Origin of the sequence: Brevundimonas lenta (genome assembly GCF_014196335.1) — a bacterium.
Classification (GTDB): Bacteria; Pseudomonadota; Alphaproteobacteria; order Caulobacterales; family Caulobacteraceae; genus Brevundimonas; species Brevundimonas lenta.
Genome location: NZ_JACIDM010000001.1, coordinates 400,553 through 414,433, shown reverse-complemented (window position 1 = coordinate 414,433; position 13,881 = coordinate 400,553). Strand labels below are relative to the sequence as shown.

Sequence of the window (13,881 nt, the reverse complement as noted above, 5' to 3'; positions counted from 1 at the left end):
CTTGAAGGCAAGCGTCATCCGCGGCTGGTCGTGGGTCCATAAATGGACCAGCCTGGTCTGCACGCTGTTTCTGCTGATGCTGTGCCTGACCGGCCTGCCGCTGGTCTTTTCGCATGAGCTGAACGAGGTCCTGCTGCACAAGCCATGGACGGCCGCGAACGCGGACGGCCGCAAGCTGGACCTCGACCGGGTGCTGGACGTCGCCCTGGCCCGCAAGCCGGGCGAGGTTCCCGCCTTCATGAGCTTCGACGAGGACCGTCCGGTGGTGAACGTCACCAGCCGCGCCCCCGACGCCCCGGCCGGCCAGTTCAGCTTCCAGCCCATCGACCAGACCAGCGGCGACGCCGCGCCCCTGGTCGCCGGCCACCCGCTGCTGGAATTCCTGCTCCAGCTTCACACCGACATGTTCGCCGGGCTGCCGGGGATGCTGTTCCTCGGCGTCATGGGCCTGTTGTTCGTGATCGCCGTGGTGTCGGGCGTGGTGCTCTATGCGCCCTTCATGCGCCGCCTGCCGTTCGGCACGGTGCGCGTCGGGCGGACGAAGCGGCTCCGCTGGCTGGACTATCACAACCTGCTGGGCGTGGTGACGCTGGCCTGGGTGCTGGTCGTCGGCCTGACCGGGGTGGTCAACACCCTGGCCGTGCCGATCATCGCCTACTGGAAGGACACCCAGCTGGGCGAACTGGCCGCCGCCCACGCCAGCCCCGCCGCCATGGGCGAGCGCGCCTCGCTGGATGCGGCGGTGAAGCGGGCCCAGGCCGAGCTGCCCGGCATGCAGCTGCAGTTCGTGGCCTTCCCCGGCACGGACTATTCGACCGACCACCACTACGCCGTCTTCTTCCATGGCGACACGCCGCTGACGAAGCACCTGATCACACCGGCGCTCATCGACGCCCGCACCGGCGAACTGGCGGCGGTCAAGCCGATGCCCTGGTATGTGAAGACGCTGTCGCTGTCGCAGCCGCTGCATTTCGGCGACTACGGCGGCCTGCCGCTGAAGATCCTCTGGGCGATCCTGGACCTGATCACCATCATCGTGCTGGGCAGCGGCGTCTATCTGTGGCTGTCAAAGCGCTCGAGCGGCGAGGCGAAGGCGTGAGCCGTCCCCTCACCTTCGGCCTGCGCGCCATCTTCGCCGTTCCGGCCGTGCTGGCGGCCCTGTCGCTGTTCGGCCTGGTCGCGGCCCTGATCGGCGACGGCGTCTGGGACATGATGGGCTGGCTGGGCCTGCTGGCCCCGGTGGCGGCGATCGCCTGGGCGCTGATCGCCCGCAAGCACCGTTAGAGGGCGAGCACGCCCGTCCGCTCGACCTCGATCGGACCGGTCATGAAGACGTGGCCGGTGTCCTCATCCCAGTCGATCCTCAGGCGGCCGCCATCGACGTCGACGGTCGCATGACGGTCGGTGACGCCGCGCCGGGCCGAGGCGACCAGGGCCGCGCAGGCGCCGGTGCCGCAGGCCTTCGTCAGGCCCGCGCCGCGTTCCCACACGCGCAGACGGATGTGGTCGGGCGCCAGCGCATGGACGAAGCCGACGTTGACGCCTTCCGGGAACAGCGGGTGATGCTCGATCAGCGACCCGGAGCCGCGCACGAAGCCGTCGTCGGGCGTCTCGCTGACGAAGAAGACCACGTGCGGATTGCCCATCGAGACCGCGCCCGGCGTATGCAGCAACGGCGCGTCGATCGGCCCGACCTGAAGCTCGATGCCGCGGGTGTCCATCTCCTCGGCCAGCGGCACCTCGGTCCAGTGGAGACGGGGCGCGCCCATGTCGACGCGGACCTGGCCGTCTTCGGCCCGGGTGGCCACGGTCGGCCCGCCGGCGGTGTCGATCAACACCCGGTCCTTGCCGGTCGATTCCATCAGCACCCAGCCGACGCAGCGCAGGGCGTTGCCGCAGGTTTCGACCATGCTGCCGTCCGCATTCCACACACGCATGAAGGCGTCGGCGGTGCCGCTGGGCTCGATGGCGATCAGCTGGTCGCAGCCTTCGCCCGTGGTCCGGTCGGCGATGGCGCGCGCCTGTTCGGCCGTCGGCGCGAACGGCGTCTCCAGCGCATTGACCACGACGAAGTCGTTGCCCGCGCCGTTCATCTTCAGGAATGGCCTGCCCATCAATTCGCATATAGCGACAGACGGTTCCTTGCGCGAGCGACGCGCGTTATCGCTGGGTCATGAGCCGTACCAAGACCGCGCCCGCTCAGGCCCCGGAGCCGACCATCCCGCCGAAGGCCGACGGCCTGCGCCTGCGGGCGCGGCTGCGATACCTGTATCACGGCGCCTCGCCGCTGGCGGTGCGGTTCCGCCTGGCGGTCATCGTCATCGACTTCGCCATCATCGCCTTCTTCCTCGCCGCCCCGCTCCTGCACTCGGCGGGGATGGTCTTCTACGTGGTCGACTATGTGATCGCCGTCATCCTGGCCCTCGACATGACCGGGCGGGCCCTGGCGCACACCGACATCCGCGACTGGCTGAAGAAGCCGGCGACCTGGGTCGACCTGTTCATCCTCGCCACCCTGATGTTCCCCGCCTGGCTCTACAATTTCGGCTTCCTGCGGATGCTGCGGCTATGGACCCTGCTGAACTCGGACTTCTTCTGGCGCACGATCGGCCACAAGTACGACGACACCCGGGTCGAGGAGATCACCCGGGCGCTGGCCGCGCTGGTCACCTTCCTCTTCGTGGCGACGGGCTTCGTCTATGCGACGTTCCACGACGACCAGACGGTCATCCACGGCTACCTCGATGCCCTGTATTTCACCGTCACCAGCCTGACGACCACCGGCTATGGCGACATCACCCTGCCGGGGCCATGGGGCCGGGTGCTGTCGATCGTCATCATGCTGACGGGCATCACCCTGTTCGTCCGCCTGGCCCAGACCATCTTCCGGCCGCACAAGGTCCGCTTCCCCTGCCCCGTCTGCGGCCTGCAGAAGCACGATCCCGACGCCGTCCACTGCAAGGCCTGCGGCGAGATCCTGTGCATCCCGGACGAGGGGCATCCCTGATCTCAGTTTCCGCTTTCGTCATCCTCCGACGAGCGCAGCGAGATCGGGGGACCCAGCGGCGCGCGACAGCGCGAACTTGTCGGGAGCGTAGCTGCTTCAGGCATTTCGCCTACAGCGCCGCCGGGTCCCCCGGTCTTCGCCGCTTCGCGGCTTGCCGGAGGATGACGAAAGCAGCAGAGGGGCATCGCCGACAAGGATGACAAAGCCGTAACCTTCGGCCCGCGCGCCTTGTTGGAGCCCCGTCGCCGGGTAAGGTGCCGCCGACCAATCGTCGGGGAACCATTCATGATCCGCACCGCCGCGCTCGCCGCGCTTCTCGCTTCCACCGCACTTTCGAGCGCCGCCATGGCCCAGACCACGCCCGCCCCCGCTCCGGCCGAAACCTCCGGCGGCGGCTTCGCCACTTCGGACGCCACCGACCCCTATCTGTGGCTGGAAGAGGTCGACGGCGAACGCGCCATGGCCTGGGTGCGCGAGCACAACGAGCGTTCGCTGGGCGTCCTGCGCGGCGACCCGCGCTACGAGACCCTGCACCGGCAGGCGCTTGAGATCGTCCAGTCGCGCGACCGCATCCCGGCGCCGGGCTTCAACCACGACGGCACCATCGACAATTTCTGGCAGGACGCGACGCACGTGCGCGGCGTCTGGCGCACCACCAGCCTGGACAGCTACCGCACGGCCGAGCCGCAGTGGGAGACCATCCTGGACTTCGACGCCCTGGCCGCGGCCGAGGGCAAGAACTGGGTCTACAAGGGCGCGACCTGCCTGCCGCCGGATGAGACCCGCTGCCTGATCTCCCTGTCGGATGGCGGCAAGGACGCGGTGACGATCCGCGAGTTCGACCGCTCGACCCGCACCTTCGTCGACGGCGGCTTCGTGCTGCCTGAGTCCAAGGGCGGCGCCTCCTGGGTCGACGCCGACACCCTGCTGGTGTCGCGCGACTTCGGTCCGGGCACGATGACCAGCTCGGGCTATCCGATGATCGTCAAGGTGCTGAAGCGCGGCCAGACCCTGGACCAGGCGCAGACGGTCTTCAGCGGCCAGCCGACCGACGTGGCCGTCTCGGGCTACACCCTGCGCGACGCCGACGGCGTGGTTCAGGCGACCCTGATCAACCGCGGCATCAATTTCTACGAGAGCGAAACCCACCGCCTGAACGCCGACGGCACGACCACGCAGCTGCAGCTGCCGGCCAAGTCGAACATCAACGCCCTCGTGCAGGGCCAGATGGTGGTCACCACCGACCAGGACTGGACCGCCCCCTCGGGCCAGCAGTTCAAGACCGGCGACGTCATCGCCTGGGATCTGCAGCGTTGGCTGGCCGATCCGGCGACCCCGGCGCAGCTGGTCATCCGTCCGACCGACCGCGAGGCGATCGAGGGCATCTCCAACACCCGCAACAAGCTGGTCGTGGCCCTGTACGAGAACGTCCGCGGCTCGGTCTACGTCTATGAGCCCAACGCCTCGGGCGAGTGGGCCCGCACCCGTCTGGACCTGCCGCAGAACGTCACCGTCGGCGTCGGCTCGGCCAGCGAGCAGGACGACCGCGTCTTCGTCAGCGTCGCCGGCTATCTGAACCCGTCCAGCCTGTACCTCGCCGACGCCGCCACGGCGGACGCCGACGTGGTCAAGTCGCTGCCGGCCAAGTTCGACGCCACCGGCATGGTGGTGGAGCAGTTCGAGGCCCGTTCGGCCGACGGCACCATGATCCCCTACTTCGTCGTCCATAAGGGCGACATGCCGCTGGACGGCTCGAACCCGACCCTGCTGTACGGCTACGGCGGCTACCAGAACTCCCTGCTGCCGGGCTATTCGGCCACGGTCGGCAAGCTGTGGCTGGAGCGCGGCGGCGTCTATGTCGTCGCCAACACCCGCGGCGGCGGCGAGTTCGGCCCGCGCTGGCACCAGGCGGCGCTGCAACAGAACCGCCAGCGCGCCCACGAGGACTTCCAGGCCGTCGCCCTGGACCTGCAGGCCCGCAACATCACCAGCCAGCCCCGACTGGGCGTCATGGGCGGCTCGCAGGGCGGCCTGTTCATGGGCGCCATGCTGACCCAGCGTCCGGACCTCATCAACGGCGCCGTCATCCAGGTGCCGCTGTTCGACATGCTGCGCTTCCACAAGCTGCTGGCCGGCCACTCCTGGATCGCCGAATACGGCGACCCGGACATCCCCGAGCAGCGCGCCTGGATCGAGCAGTACTCGCCCTACCAGAACCTGCGCGCCGACCAGCCGTACCCGGAAGTCTTCATCCACACCTCGACCAAGGACGACCGCGTCCACCCGGGCCACGCCCGCAAGGCCGCGGCGCGTCTGGAGGAGCTGGGCTATCCGGTGCTGTTCTATGAAAACACCGACGGCGGCCACGCGGCCGGCGCCAACCTGCAGGAGACGGCCCGTCGCCTGGCGCTGGAGTACACCTACCTCAGCCGCCGCCTGATGGACTCGCCGGCGCAGGAGTAGGTCTCACACTCCTCCCCCACCGGGGAGGGGGACCGCGAAGCGGTGGAGGGGGCGACCCCGTCCACCGCTCTCCGGCCCCAATCCCCCTCCACCATCCTTCGGATGGTCCCCCTCCCCCGATGGGGGAGGAACTAAGTTTCCCGGAGCCCCCGATGAACCGTCTGCTTCTGTCCGCCGCCGTTCCGGCGCTACTGCTGGCGGCCCCCGCCATGGCCCAGACCGGCGACCCGATGGACCAGGCGCATTACGCCTCTCCGCGCGCCAATGATCTGCTGAGCCTTCGGCCGATCGCCATCGAACCGGCCCCGGCGCCCCATCTCCCCACCGACCTCTCCCCGGCCGGCGTGCGCGCCGCCGACGACCATCTGGCGCTGGAGGAGGTCAACGGGACCGAGGCCATGGCCTTCGTCGCCTCCGAGAATGAAAAGAGCCTCGCGACCCTCACCGGCGACCGCCGCTACGAACCATTCCGGCAGCAGGCCGAGGCGATCCTGACGGCGACGGACCGCATCCCCTCGCCGTCCTTCCTCGGCGACGGCATCGGAAACTTCTGGCAGGACGCGGCCAATCCAAAGGGCGTGTGGCGGCGCACGACGCTGCAGTCCTATCGCTCCGCCGATACGCAGTGGGAGACCCTGCTGGACATCGACGCCCTGTCGCGCGCCGAGGGCAAGGACTGGGTGTTCAAGGGCGCCGACTGCCTCGCCCCCGACGAGACCCGCTGCCTGATCAATCTGTCGGACGGGGGCAAGGACGCCGTGGTCGTGCGCGAGTTTGACCTGACCACGAAAGCCTTCGTGGACGGCGGCTTCATCCTGCCCGAGGGCAAGCACCGCATCGAATGGCTGGACCGCGACACCCTGCTGGTCGCCACCGACTTCGGCGCCGGGACCCTGACCGAGTCCGGCTACCCGTTCATCGTCAAATCCCTGAAGCGCGGCCAGACCCTGGCCCAGGCGACCGAGGTCTACCGCGGCGACATCAGCGACGGCGGCTACGGGGTCAGCCCGAGCGTGCTGCGCAACGACGCGGGCCAGACCGTGGCGATCCTGATCAATCGTCCTCTGGACACCTTCCGCAGCGAAACCTGGCAGTTGCACGACGAACGCCCGGTGAAGCTGAACCTGCCGGAACGCGTGGGCGTGCGCGGCGCCATGGCCGGACAGGGGCCGGACGGCATCGTGCAACTGGTGTTCACCCTTGATGAGCCCTGGGCGTATCGCGGTCGCGACTACGCGACCGGTTCGCTCATGTCGGTATCGCTGGCCACCCTGCGCCCCGCCGACGCCGACGAGATCATCGTTTCGAACGCCGCCATCCAGGTCTTCGCCCCGACGGCGCGTCAGTCGATCGAGGACGTCGCCGTCTTCGACGACCGGATCGTCGCCGGCATTCTCGACAACGTCCGCGGCCGTGCGGTGAAGTTCGAGGATCGCGGCGAGTGGGGCTGGCCGGAGACGGCGCTTCCCGTGCCGGAGAACACCACCATCCATCTTGGGTCGACCAGCCGGTCGGACGGCCGCTTCTTCTACAGTGTCGAAGGCTTCCTGACGCCCCAGACCCTCAGCCTCGGCGATGCCGCGGCCGCGACCGGTGAAACCCTCCGCCAGGCCCCCGCCCGCTTCGACGCCTCGACCCACAAGGTCGAGCAGTTCGAGGCCACCTCGTCGGACGGGACGAAGATTCCCTATTTCGTGGTCATGCCGAAGGACCTGGTCCTCGACGGGCACGCCCCGACCATCCTGTTCGGCTACGGCGGTTTCCAGGTGTCCAAGCCGCCCGCCTACATCCCCGAGATGGGCAAGCTGTGGCTCGAGAACGGCGGCGTCTTCGTCAACGCCAACATCCGCGGCGGCGGCGAGTTCGGACCGGAGTGGCACCAGGCGGTGCTCAAGGAAAACCGCCAGCTGGCCTTCGACGATTTCGCGGCGGTGGCGGCCGACCTGCACGCGCGCGGCATCAGCTCGCCGCGCCGCACCGGCATCTACGGCCGCTCGAACGGCGGCGTGCTGACCTCGGTGTCGATCACCCAGCATCCGGAACTGTTCAACGCCGCGGTCATCGAAAGCCCGCTGATCGACATGCTGCGCTATTACGAGCTGCCCGCCGGCGCGTCGTGGATCGGCGAATACGGCGATCCCCGCATCCCCGAAGAGGCCGCCTACATCGCCCGCTACTCAGGCTATCAGCAGCTCCGTCCGGGCGCGGAATATCCGCGCGTCTACATCACCACCAACACCCGCGACGACCGCGTTCATCCCGGCCACGCGCGCAAGTTCGCGGCCCGTCTGGGCGATATGGGCTACGACCACATCTATTATGAGGAAACCGCCGGCGGTCACTCCAACGACGCCGACCCGGTCGCCAACGCCCGCCGCTGGGCTCGCCACTACGTCTACCTGGCGCAGCAGTTGATGGATTGAGGCTGAGAACCCTTCTCCCAATGGGAGAAGGTGGCGCGCAGCGCCGGATGAGGGGCGGCCGGTTCAGTCCGCGTAAGCGGCCGCTCAGGTCCGTTTGCGCGGCTTGCGCCGAAGGGCGAGGATCGACCCTCACCCTTTCGCGCAAGGACGACGGCCTTGCCGTCGTGCGCTCAAGCCCTCTCCCATCGGGAGAGGGACGCGTCAGGCCGGTTCGACCAGTTTCAGCTTCGCGGTTTTGGCCGGTTTAGCCGCCTTCGGCGCCTTGGCCGGCTTTTCGGCCTTCGCCGGCTTGTCCGCCTTCTTCGCCAGCTTCTCGGCCTTCTTCGCATCGCGGGCGGCCTTCTTCGCCGCCTTGGCCTCGGCCTTGGCCTTGACCGGCGCCGCGTCCGCCTCGCCGGCCAGTTCGGACAGCAGGTCGAGGAAGCCGTCGCGCTTGCCCTTGGGCAGCAGGGCCATGATCCGCTTGTCGGCGGCCTCGACCCGCGGCCGTGCGGCCTCCAGCGCCGCCTGACCGGTTTCCGACAGGCGCACCGCCTTGGCGCGGGCGTCGACGACCGACTTCTCGCGCTCCAGAAGGCCCCTGGTCGTCATGCGCGAGACTAGGTCGGCGAAGGTCGAGCGATCGATGCCGGTGGCGCGCACCAGATCGGTCTGCGTCAGGCCCGACTTCTTGCTGACCGCCTCCAGCACCGCGAACTGGCGCTGGGTCAGGCCGTCAGGGCCCGTCTCGTCGGCGTAGATATCGAGCGCCAGCTGAAGCACGCGGTGCATCAGATGGCTGGGCGAGGCGGACAGGCCGCCCCCGCGCTTCGCCTTGTTTCCGGACTTCACCATAACCGTATCCCCTCGGCTGCGCAGTACAGCTATCAGTCGCGTTTTACGGTTTGACGACGGACGAAGCGGAAGCGTCAGGGAGCGGTGTCCGGTTCCGTCGGGGCGGAGATATCCGGATCGGCGTCGGGTGACGTCAGGTTGCGCAGGATCAACGGCGCCTGGGAGAGGCCGAACAGGGTGGTGACCGCCCACAGCACGCCACGGAAGCTGATCCAGACGTCCGCCGGATCGACATGCGCGTGGCCCACCTTCGCCGCCGCCCAGCCCACCAGGGCCTCGTTGCGGACCAGTTCATTCACGACGGCCACGGCCAGGAAATAAAAGCCGTACCGCACCGTCAGGATGCGCCAGGCGCGGTCCGTGATCGGAATAACCGACCCCAGCAGCGCCTTCAGCGGCTTCTTGCCCATCCACGTCCCGCCCAGAAGCGTGACGCCGAGGGCGAAATTCAGCACCGACACCTTCAGCTTGACCCACAGGTCGTCGCCGGTGACCAGGGTGATGACGCCGAACACCAGGGCGAAGCCGCCGACCAGCAGCGGCATCAGGGCCAGCCGCTTCTCGGCCACCAGGCCGACGACCACGGCCACGGCCGATCCGGCGACCAGCGCCCAGGTGGCGTTGACGAGGGCGATCTCGCCCGGCTCGCCGCGCAGGCGGAAGAAGGCGAAGGCGGCCACGAAGGCCAGCAGTCCGCCGAAGTCGACGGCCTGTCTCAGGCCGGAGCCGGAGTTGGCGGGCTTGCTGTCACTCATACTCAATCCTCGAGCCCGACCAGCGAGCGTGAAAAGGCCCGGGCGTCGAACGGTTGCAGGTCATCGACTCCTTCGCCGACGCCGATCAGTTTGATGGGGGCGTCCGAGGCCTGGGCCACCGGCACCAGCACCCCGCCCCGGGCGGTGCCGTCCAGCTTGGTCATGACCAGGCCGGAGACATAGGCGGTACGGCCGAAAATCTGTTCCTGCGCCAGGGCGTTTCGTCCCACCGTGGCGTCGAGCACCAGCAGTGTCTCATGCGGCGCCTCGGGATCGATCTTCTTGAGCACGCGGACAATCTTCAGCAGCTCGTCCATCAGCGCCTGCTTGTTCTGCAGCCGGCCGGCGGTGTCGATCAGGACGACGTCGTAACCTTCGGCCCTGGCGCGGGTGTAGGCGTCGAAGGCCAGGCCGGCGGGGTCGGCCCCGTCGCGGCGGCTCTCGAAGGTCGCGCCGGCGCGTTCGGCCCAGACCTTCAGCTGCTCGCGGGCGGCGGCGCGGAAGGTGTCGCAGGCGACGATCATCACCTTGGCGCCCTGGCCGGTCAGGTCCGAGGCGATCTTGCCCAGCGTCGTGGTCTTGCCCGAACCGTTGACGCCTACAAACAGGGTGACGAACGGCCTGGCGCCGTTCAGCGGCTCGTAGCGGGCCTCGTGATTGACCAGTTCGGCCGCCACCGCCTCGGCCAGGGCCTCCCTGACTTCAAGCTCGTTGGCGCCGGCGCCGAAGCGCAGGTCGCGGAAACGTGCGACGATCCGGTCGGTCGCCGCCGGGCCCAGATCGCTCTCCAGCAGGTGCTCTTCCAGCCCCTCCAGCGCCTTCTCGGTCAGCGGCTCCTTCACGAAGGTGGCCACGACCTGCTCGGTCATCTGCTTCGACGAGCGGGACAGCCCTTCGGTCAGCCGGGAGAACCAGCCCTTTTTCGGCGTATCGTTCATGAACCCGCTTTAGCGGTCGGCGGTTTACAGGTCACGGGCAATCGTGGCGAAGCGTCGCCTTTGGCTCTATATGAGCATAAGACCCTGAAGGACCGAGCCTTGGCCGAGACAGCATCGTTCCACTCGCCCGCCGCCCACGGCTTCGTCCGGGTCGCCGCCGCGACCCCTGTAGTCCACACCGCCGACCCCGTCGCCAACGCCGACGAACACATCGCCCTGATCGAACAGGCGGGCGCGCAGGGCGTCGATCTGATCGTCTTCCCCGAGCTCAGCCTCAGCGGCTACGCCATCGACGACCTGGTGCTCCAGGCGGCGCTTCTGGACGAGGTCGAACGGCAAATCGACCGCATCGCCCAGGCCACGAAGGACACGGGCGTCATCGCCGTCATCGGCGCGCCGATCCGGCACGAGGAGCGGCTCTACAACACCGCCGTGGTCATGTCGGGCGGCTGGGTGTGGGGCGTGGTCCCCAAGACCTATCTGCCCAACTACCGGGAATACTACGAGAAGCGCTGGTACGCCGCCGCATCGCCCGAGCTGTATTCGGGCGCCGGCTGCACCGTAGCCGGCTACTACGCCGGCTTCGGCGCCAATCTGGTGTTCAGCGTCGAGGGCCGGCCGGGCTTCGTCTTCGGGGCGGAGATCTGCGAGGACTACTGGGCCCCGCTGCCGCCCTCGACCCGCCAGGCCCTGGCCGGCGCCCGCATCCTGCTGAACCTGTCCGCCTCCAACGTTCTGATCGGCAAGTCCGTCGACCGGGCGATGCTGTCGTCCAGCCAGTCGGCGCGCGCGATGGCCGCCTATGTCTTCACCGCCTCGGGCTGGGGCGAAAGCACCACCGACCTGGCCTGGGACGGACAGGCGACGATCCACGAACTGGGCGCGAAACTGGCCGAGGGCGAACGCTTCTCGATGGAAAGCCACCTGACGATCGCCGACATCGACGTCGAGCGCATCGGTCTGGAGCGCCAGCGCACCGGCACCTTCGCCGACTGCACCCGCCGCGAGGTGAAACAGGGCGACTTCGTCGACGTCTCCATTCGCGACGCCGCCGAGGGGCGCGCCGCCGGCGACCTGCTGCGCCCGCTGGACCGCCATCCCTTCGTGCCGGACGACCCCGCGCGCCTCGACCAGGACTGCTACGAGGCCTTCAACATCCAGGTGCAGGGGCTGATGCGCCGGATGAAGGCGACCAACGCCCAACGCATCGTCATCGGCGTCTCCGGTGGGCTGGATTCCACCCAGGCCCTGCTGGTCGCCTGCAAAGCCTTCGACCGCCTCGGCCTGCCCCGCACCGGCATCCTCGGCTACACCATGCCCGGCTTCGCCACCTCGGAAGGCACGAAGGCGAACGCCTGGGCGCTGATGAAGTCACTGGGGATCAGCGGCGACGAGATCGACATCCGCCCCGCCGCCCAGGCCATGCTGGAGGGCATCGGCCACCCCTACGCCAAGGGCGAGGCGATCTACGACATCACCTTCGAGAACGTGCAGGCGGGCCTGCGCACCGACTATCTGTTCCGCCTCGCCAACCAGCACGGCGGCTTCGTGCTGGGCACCGGCGACCTGTCGGAGCTGGCGCTGGGCTGGGCCACCTACGGCGTCGGCGACCATATGAGCCACTACAACGTCAACGGCGGCGTGGCGAAGACGCTGATCCGGCACCTGATCCGCTGGGTCGCCGACCGCCAGGTGGTCGGCGCGGACGCCGTGCCGGTGCTGCGCGGCATCCTGTCGACCGACATCTCGCCCGAGCTGGTGCCGGCCAAGGACGGCAAGATCCAGTCGACGGAGGGTACGGTCGGCCCCTACGCCCTGAACGACTTCTTCCTGTTCTACATCACCCGCTTCGGCCTCAAGCCGTCCAAGGTCGCCTACCTGGCGCACCAGGCCTGGAAGGACGCCTCCACCGGCGACTGGCCGGCCGGCACCCAGGACGACGAAAAGGTCGAATACGACCTCGCGACCATCAAGGCGTGGCTGCGCAAATTCCTCGTCCGCTTCTTCCAGACCAGCCAGTTCAAGCGCTCGGCGGCGCCGAACGGGCCCAAGGTGGTCACCGGTGGTTCGCTGTCGCCCCGCGGCGACTGGCGCGCCCCGTCCGACGCCACCGCGCGGGTCTGGTTGGACGAGCTGGAGGCGAACGTTCCGGAGGCGTGATCGCCCTGGGCGGGTCAGCCAGGGATCCAGCCAAGCAACACAGCCACCACCGCCCCTACCGCAATCACATTGGCGCCGACCGCAATCCGGAGCGGCCAAACAAGCCAACGCGTCGTGCGATCCTGCAACCGGGGGAAAGCCGGCGAGAAGAGGTAGAAGGGGTCTATTCCCCATCCGAACCACTGGAGCAGCCACGGCATACTGGCCGGAAGTTCTCGCGCACGAATCCGCCGGCGGGCCCGGTGATCGACGTACAGCGCCATAGCGAACGCCAGACCGTTCAGGGCGAAGAGGACGAAAAACCCGGTCAGCAGCCACATGCTGTGAAGCTTAGGGCAACTCCGACAGGAACGGGAAGATCGCCGCCTTGGCCTCGGCCTCGTCCAGCATCGGCGCATGGCCGACGCCCGGCACCTCGACATAGTCCATGCGCGGCGCGCGTTTGCGCATCTTCGCGGCGATGGCCGGGCTGAGCAGGTCCGAGGTCTCGCCGCGGATCAGCAGCACCTGCCGCCCCTTGGTCAGGCGGGTGAACATCGGCCACAGATTGGGGACCAGCGCCTTCGCCCCCGCCGCACGGATCGGGACCATGATGTCGGGGTCGTAATTGAGGACCGGCGCCCCCTCGGTCCCCTCGCGGAACACCCGCCGGGCGAAGGCGTCCCAGTCCTTGTCCGTGTAGTGCGGGAAGGCCACCCCGTTGGTCTGCTTCGCATAGGCGGCGGCCTCCGCCCACGTCGGGGTGTCGACCGCCTGGCCGGTGTAGGCGGCGATGCGCATCAGCCCCTCCTTCGCCACCTCGGGACCGACGTCGTTGATGATCGCCCCGGCGATGACCTTCGAGCGGATCGCGGCCAGGGCCATGGTGATCAGCCCGCCCATCGAGGTGCCCACGAACACCGCCCGCTCGATCCCCGCCTGCTGCAGCAACGCCAGCACGTCCTGGGCGTATTGCGCCGGCTGATAGGTCATCGGATCCGGCGCCCGGTCCGACAGGCCGCGCCCGCGCACGTCGATGGCCAGCACCCGGCGGCCGCTCTGGGCGATCAGCGGGGCGATGACCTCGAAATCCTTCGAGTTGCGGGTCAGGCCATGGATGGCGATGACCGGCAGCTTCGCCGGTCCGGCCGCCGCGGCATAGTCGCGGGCGTAGAGGCTGAGACCGTCGGCGCTGTTCCAGCGGCGATCGACGCTAGCAGAAGTCATGGGTTCTCCGGGGTACTCACGCTCGACGCTATTTCATCCCCGGCGGAAATTCATCCGTCAGCTTCTGACGATGACAATCAAGCCTGTCGGCGCGC

12 protein-coding genes are annotated in these 13,881 nt (G+C 68.5%); 6 read left to right on the top strand and 6 right to left on the bottom strand.

Going from position 1 to position 13,881, the window contains the following annotated elements:
• The first annotated feature begins 1 nt into the window (after position 1).
• Together GGR12_RS02145 and GGR12_RS02140 are read left to right on the top strand one after the other, a co-directional pair.
• Positions 2–1,099, top strand: coding sequence for a PepSY-associated TM helix domain-containing protein (locus tag GGR12_RS02145; protein WP_183202401.1), 1,098 nt, complete (start codon positions 2–4; stop codon positions 1,097–1,099).
• Positions 1,096–1,284, top strand: coding sequence for a hypothetical protein (locus tag GGR12_RS02140; protein WP_183202398.1), 189 nt, complete (start codon positions 1,096–1,098; stop codon positions 1,282–1,284). Before GGR12_RS02145 ends, GGR12_RS02140 begins: the two co-directional genes overlap by 4 nt.
• Here GGR12_RS02140 and dapF read toward each other — a convergent pair.
• Complete coding sequence (gene dapF, locus GGR12_RS02135; RefSeq protein WP_183202396.1) at positions 1,281–2,114, bottom strand: diaminopimelate epimerase; 834 nt, start codon at positions 2,112–2,114, stop codon at positions 1,281–1,283. The two genes, GGR12_RS02140 and dapF, sit on opposite strands and share 4 nt — an antisense overlap.
• A gap of 59 nt (positions 2,115–2,173) precedes the next feature.
• Here dapF and GGR12_RS02130 point away from each other — a divergent pair, with 59 nt between their 5' ends.
• The 3 genes from GGR12_RS02130 to GGR12_RS02120 all read left to right on the top strand — a co-directional run bounded on the left by GGR12_RS02130 (position 2,174) and on the right by GGR12_RS02120 (position 7,893).
• On the top strand, positions 2,174–3,007 hold the full coding sequence (locus GGR12_RS02130; protein ID WP_183202394.1) for a potassium channel family protein: 834 nt from the start codon (positions 2,174–2,176) through the stop codon (positions 3,005–3,007).
• Positions 3,008–3,292: 285 nt separating this feature from the next.
• Positions 3,293–5,470 carry a prolyl oligopeptidase family serine peptidase gene (locus tag GGR12_RS02125; RefSeq protein WP_183202392.1) on the top strand — a complete coding sequence of 726 codons (2,178 nt, stop codon included), beginning with the start codon at positions 3,293–3,295 and terminating at the stop codon, positions 5,468–5,470.
• Positions 5,471–5,622: 152 nt separating this feature from the next.
• Positions 5,623–7,893, top strand: coding sequence for a prolyl oligopeptidase family serine peptidase (locus GGR12_RS02120; RefSeq protein WP_183202390.1), 2,271 nt, complete (start codon positions 5,623–5,625; stop codon positions 7,891–7,893).
• A gap of 201 nt (positions 7,894–8,094) precedes the next feature.
• Here the strand turns inward: GGR12_RS02120 and GGR12_RS02115 are convergent, their stop codons facing one another.
• The 3 genes from GGR12_RS02115 to ftsY all read right to left on the bottom strand — a co-directional run bounded on the left by GGR12_RS02115 (position 8,095) and on the right by ftsY (position 10,420).
• Positions 8,095–8,727, bottom strand: coding sequence for a MarR family winged helix-turn-helix transcriptional regulator (locus GGR12_RS02115; protein WP_183202388.1), 633 nt, complete (start codon positions 8,725–8,727; stop codon positions 8,095–8,097).
• 74 nt (positions 8,728–8,801) lie between these two features.
• Positions 8,802–9,482: an inner membrane-spanning protein YciB gene (locus GGR12_RS02110; RefSeq protein ID WP_183202386.1), complete on the bottom strand. Its 681-nt coding sequence runs from the start codon at positions 9,480–9,482 to the stop codon at positions 8,802–8,804.
• Between the two features lie 2 nt (positions 9,483–9,484).
• Entirely contained in the window at positions 9,485–10,420 is a 936-nt protein-coding gene (ftsY, locus tag GGR12_RS02105) for a signal recognition particle-docking protein FtsY (protein ID WP_183202384.1), read from the bottom strand.
• A gap of 99 nt (positions 10,421–10,519) precedes the next feature.
• Here ftsY and GGR12_RS02100 point away from each other — a divergent pair, with 99 nt between their 5' ends.
• Entirely contained in the window at positions 10,520–12,580 is a 2,061-nt protein-coding gene (locus GGR12_RS02100) for an NAD(+) synthase (RefSeq protein ID WP_183202382.1), read from the top strand.
• A 14-nt stretch (positions 12,581–12,594) separates the two neighbouring features.
• On the opposite strand, the gene GGR12_RS02095 is transcribed toward GGR12_RS02100, so the two are convergent.
• Both GGR12_RS02095 and GGR12_RS02090 read right to left on the bottom strand, forming a co-directional pair.
• Positions 12,595–12,900, bottom strand: a complete 306-nt coding sequence (locus GGR12_RS02095; protein WP_183202380.1) for a hypothetical protein — start codon at positions 12,898–12,900, stop codon at positions 12,595–12,597.
• A gap of 10 nt (positions 12,901–12,910) precedes the next feature.
• On the bottom strand, positions 12,911–13,786 hold the full coding sequence (locus GGR12_RS02090) for an alpha/beta fold hydrolase (protein ID WP_183202378.1): 876 nt from the start codon (positions 13,784–13,786) through the stop codon (positions 12,911–12,913).
• Positions 13,787–13,881 lie beyond the last annotated feature (95 nt).

Coding starts and splice junctions, on each gene's coding strand:
- dapF (WP_183202396.1), bottom strand. CDS start 2,114: ATGGGCAGGCCATTCCTGAAGATGAACGGCGCGGGCAACGACTTCGTC.
- GGR12_RS02130 (WP_183202394.1), top strand. CDS start 2,174: ATGAGCCGTACCAAGACCGCGCCCGCTCAGGCCCCGGAGCCGACCATC.
- GGR12_RS02125 (WP_183202392.1), top strand. CDS start 3,293: ATGATCCGCACCGCCGCGCTCGCCGCGCTTCTCGCTTCCACCGCACTT.
- GGR12_RS02120 (WP_183202390.1), top strand. CDS start 5,623: ATGAACCGTCTGCTTCTGTCCGCCGCCGTTCCGGCGCTACTGCTGGCG.
- GGR12_RS02115 (WP_183202388.1), bottom strand. CDS start 8,727: ATGGTGAAGTCCGGAAACAAGGCGAAGCGCGGGGGCGGCCTGTCCGCC.
- GGR12_RS02110 (WP_183202386.1), bottom strand. CDS start 9,482: ATGAGTGACAGCAAGCCCGCCAACTCCGGCTCCGGCCTGAGACAGGCC.
- ftsY (WP_183202384.1), bottom strand. CDS start 10,420: ATGAACGATACGCCGAAAAAGGGCTGGTTCTCCCGGCTGACCGAAGGG.
- GGR12_RS02095 (WP_183202380.1), bottom strand. CDS start 12,900: ATGTGGCTGCTGACCGGGTTTTTCGTCCTCTTCGCCCTGAACGGTCTG.
- GGR12_RS02090 (WP_183202378.1), bottom strand. CDS start 13,786: ATGACTTCTGCTAGCGTCGATCGCCGCTGGAACAGCGCCGACGGTCTC.